We start from the raw sequence: 3713 nt of genomic DNA on the forward strand, positions 1-3713 counted from the left end.
GTTCCGCAACAGCCATTCTTGGCGTTATCACACAGGGTGATGACGTAATCAAATTGCTGTTCATCAAGATCCTCCAGACTCTCGCTTTTCAGGCCATCAGTAGCAATGCCCCGCTTTTTCAGTGTCTGAAAGACCCTGTCATCAATGCCCTGGGGCTGAGTACCAGCACTGAACACTCTGAAGTCATTACCGGCCATATTGCGAAAGATGGCTTCTGCCAGCTGGGAACGGGCCGAGTTTCCCGTGCAGAGAAACAGGATAGAAAGCAGTGGTGTCATCATCAAATCAGGCTAACCCGACTTTTCTGGCCAGTTCAGCCGTTCTTACTGAATAACCCATCTCATTGTCATACCAGGCATAGATCTTCACCATTCGATTATTGACCACCATGGTTGAGAGCGCATCCACAATGCTGGAGCGGGTATCGCCCAGATAATCGATGGAAACCAGAGGTTTGTTCTCATAACCGAGAATGCCTTCGAGCTCATTTTCTGCAGCGGACTTCAGCAGCTGGTTCACTTCTTCAATGCTGGTGTCTCTTTCCACTTCAAACACCACATCGGTCAGAGATGCGTTGGCCAGTGGCACCCGAACTGCATGGCCATTCAGCTTGCCCTTCAATTCCGGGAAAATATGAGTAATGGCTGTTGCGGAACCGGTAGTGGTTGGGATCAGGGACATTCCGCAGGCTCTGGCACGACGAAGATCCTTGTGTGGTGCATCCAGAATCGTCTGGGTGTTGGTGATGTCGTGAATCGTCGTCATGCTGCCACGGACAATACCCAGATTTTCGTGAATGACCTTTACGACAGGTGCCAGGCAGTTGGTGGTACAGGATGCAGCCGTTACAATCCGGTGTGTTTCCGGATCGAACAGGTGGTCGTTGACACCTATAACGGCATTAAGAACACCTTCTTCTTTTACAGGAGCAGTGACAACTACCCGTTTGACGCCCTGGTTGAGGTATTTTTGCAGGATTGGTGTTTTCTTGTGTACGCCGGTGCCGTCAATAACCACATCGCAATCGGACCAGTCCAGGTCGTCTATCTCTTTTATCTGACTGCAGATGATCGTCTTGCCATCAACGGTAATGCTGTTGTCAGTGGCTGAGACAGTGCGCGACCAGCGACCCTGAACAGAATCAAACTCCAGAAGGTGCGCCAGGGTTGGGGCACTGCCTGCTACGTCATTGATTCTGACAAACTCCAGTTCTGGCCAGTCAAAAGCAGCACGCAACACCAGGCGACCGATTCGACCAAAACCATTAATACCTACTTTTACCGCCATGGTGACCTCACAACAACAAGGTTGGCTGATGATTTGAAGAAAAAGTTTGAATATTTGTATATGCGGATAATCAAATATAAAGAAGAGGGCGTCAAGTATTCAAAGTTGATTTCAGTAATTCTACTTAGCCCTTAGCATTCTTGAGTCAGCGATCAGGACTCGCTGGTGTGAGTCCCGGGAATCTGGAAGCCGGATAATGAGTTATTTGACTAAAAAATCATCAGACTTCTGGCTAAATCCTCTCAAATCCATTAGATTACGCCGGTTTTACTGGCTGTTCGTGCTTGGAGGTTATCGGGTGCGGATACAGAATTTACGATCAAGAATGGTGGGCTACCTATGCTTTATGCCGAAGGCAACCGTCTGATGAACCTTGCGGATAAACACAACCGGGGTTTTGAGCGCAAGAAAACAGCCAGACTGGGTACTGAGAAAAACCCTGCCAGTGTGGTTGTTCAGAATGAAGAGCGTGAGCAGGAGTTATCGGCCATCTTTGAAGAGAATGGCTGGTTTTACATCATTGAGGTCGATGAAGAGAAGCAGGAAGATGTCTCCGACCTGGAACTGCTGAAGAACCTGCCCACCACCAAGGTGGTAGAAAAAACACCGGGCCGTAATGATCCCTGTGTTTGTGGCAGTGGCAAAAAATACAAGAAGTGCTGCGGCTGATATTAGCACCTGCCCGACTTTCAGGCAGCTTCTACTTCAAAAGGCTTTGTTGTGGTTCCCTGGTGGTGTTTCATATACTACCGGCCATTGTTCAGCTCCCGGATTAAGGACCGTTTCACAATATGGCTGAAATGGTCTGAACCACTGTTCGACATGTTATGAACTTTTACTCTAAAACCGAGTCCAATTTGCCTCATCTTTTGAATCGCATTTCAAAATCAGGACAAATACCCGCTTTGGAGTAAACAGAAATGACACCGGATATTAAGCAAATAAACGACAACTCCAAGAGTGTTGATTCACCCCCGACGTTACCTAAGTCTTCCCGATCAGATTCACCAACCGGTATCGGTATGGGTAGGGAGATCAGTGAATCTCACCAGTGTGAATCTTTACTGGAGGAACTGCCCTTAGAAATCAAATATAAAGTCATTGACTCTTTGAATCTTCCAACTGTGGCCCTTTTAAAACGGACATGCTTCAAGTTCTACAATGCTATTCAAGAAGGTGATGCTCTGGCGAAGGCTTGGTATCACCGGTTTCCTTCAGCACATCAGGCTCAACTAAAGACAGTCATCAGTACCAAAGACAACAACCAACTCAGCGGCTGGTTGGGGCAGTTTACGAATGATGAGACGCTAATCGAGTCAATTGCAGGTCGCCGGGAGAGTGATGCATTTCCAGCTATTTTCTGTTTCACCATGAGTGAACTGATGTCTAAATGTAAAACATTTAAATTAGTTGAAAAAGGCGAGATTTCTCATGGTAGCCAGATTGTATCAGCCTCATTCAGCGGCGATGGTCGGCATGTGGTGACCAACACTGCGGTTTTCGGTCATAACATAGCGAAAATCTCTGGTCAGGGCATCAGTGGATCATGGGAGGTAAAAACTAACATTGTTCACACTGACTTTATCAACTCAGCCACCTTCAGTCCCGATGGCAGTCATCTGGTCACCGCCAGTGATGATGGCAGGGCGAGAATCTATGGTCTCAGGGCCGATGGATCATGGGAAGCAAAATTGACTATTACTCATGGTGAAAAGGTCAACTCAGCCACCTTCAGTCCCGGTGGCGCTCTTGTGGTGACCTCCAGTGATGATCACTCGGCGAGAATCTATGGTCAGGAAGCCAATGGATCCTGGGCACCAAAAGCCACCATTTTCCATGAAGCTGCGGTCATGTCAGCCAGCTTCAGCGCTGATCGCCGCTATGTGATAAGCGCCGGTGCTGATGACAAGGCGATAATCCATCGTCAGGAGGACGATGGATCATGGCTGGAGAAAGGCTCCATTCCCCATGACAGTTTTGTCAGATTAGCCACCTTTAGTCCCGATAGCACCCATGTGCTGACCGCCAGTGACGACTCCAAGATGAAAATCTATGTTCAGAAGGCCGATGGATCGTGGGAAGCAAAGGCTGTCATTCCTCATTCTGCCTGGGTCTCCTCAGCCACCTTCAGTCCCGATGGCAGCCGTGTGATGACTGCCAGTGACGATAGTACGGTGAAAATTTATGGTCATAAGGCCGGTGGATCATGGGAACCAGAAGCCATCATTTGTCATGAGTGTTGTGTGAGATCAGCCAATTTCAGCGCCGATGGCCGCCATGTGGTGACCGCCAGTCAAGATAAAACGGTGAAAATCTATGGTCTCAAGGACGGAGTCTGGATAGAAAAGGCCTCCATTGCTCATGACGGCTGGGTCAATTCAGCTGTCTTCAGTGCTGATGGTCGTCATGTGGTAACCGCCAGTAAA

Annotated in this window: 4 protein-coding genes; 2 read left to right on the forward strand and 2 right to left on the reverse strand. The window is 48.4% G+C overall.

All coding sequences use genetic code 11. The features are described 5' to 3' along the window. Together KDK17_RS14065 and KDK17_RS14070 are read right to left on the reverse strand one after the other, a co-directional pair. Window positions 1-281 (reverse strand): arsenate reductase ArsC (locus KDK17_RS14065; protein WP_257288318.1); only part of this gene is annotated, 281 nt, incomplete at its 3' end. A 4-nt stretch (window positions 282-285) separates the two neighbouring features. Continuing rightward, on the reverse strand, window positions 286-1287 hold the full coding sequence (locus KDK17_RS14070) for an ArsJ-associated glyceraldehyde-3-phosphate dehydrogenase (protein WP_257254298.1): 1002 nt from the start codon (window positions 1285-1287) through the stop codon (window positions 286-288). Window positions 1288-1626: 339 nt separating this feature from the next. On the opposite strand from KDK17_RS14070, the gene KDK17_RS14075 reads away from it, so the two are divergent. Together KDK17_RS14075 and KDK17_RS14080 are read left to right on the forward strand one after the other, a co-directional pair. Then, a complete protein-coding gene (locus tag KDK17_RS14075; protein WP_257254297.1) occupies window positions 1627-1956 on the forward strand; it encodes a PBPRA1643 family SWIM/SEC-C metal-binding motif protein in 330 nt (109 codons plus the stop codon). Window positions 1957-2207: 251 nt separating this feature from the next. After that, the coding region (locus KDK17_RS14080) for a WD40 repeat domain-containing protein (RefSeq protein ID WP_257288319.1) at window positions 2208-3713 on the forward strand (1506 nt) is incomplete at its 3' end.

Origin of the sequence: Endozoicomonas sp. SESOKO2 (genome assembly GCF_024606245.1) — a bacterium.
GTDB lineage: Bacteria > Pseudomonadota > Gammaproteobacteria > Pseudomonadales > Endozoicomonadaceae > Endozoicomonas_A.

What these genes read in the sequence shown, in the direction of transcription:
- KDK17_RS14070 (WP_257254298.1), bottom strand. Translation starts at nt 1,287, where the DNA reads ATGGCGGTAAAAGTAGGTATTAATGGTTTTGGTCGAATCGGTCGCCTG.
- KDK17_RS14075 (WP_257254297.1), top strand. Translation starts at nt 1,627, where the DNA reads ATGCTTTATGCCGAAGGCAACCGTCTGATGAACCTTGCGGATAAACAC.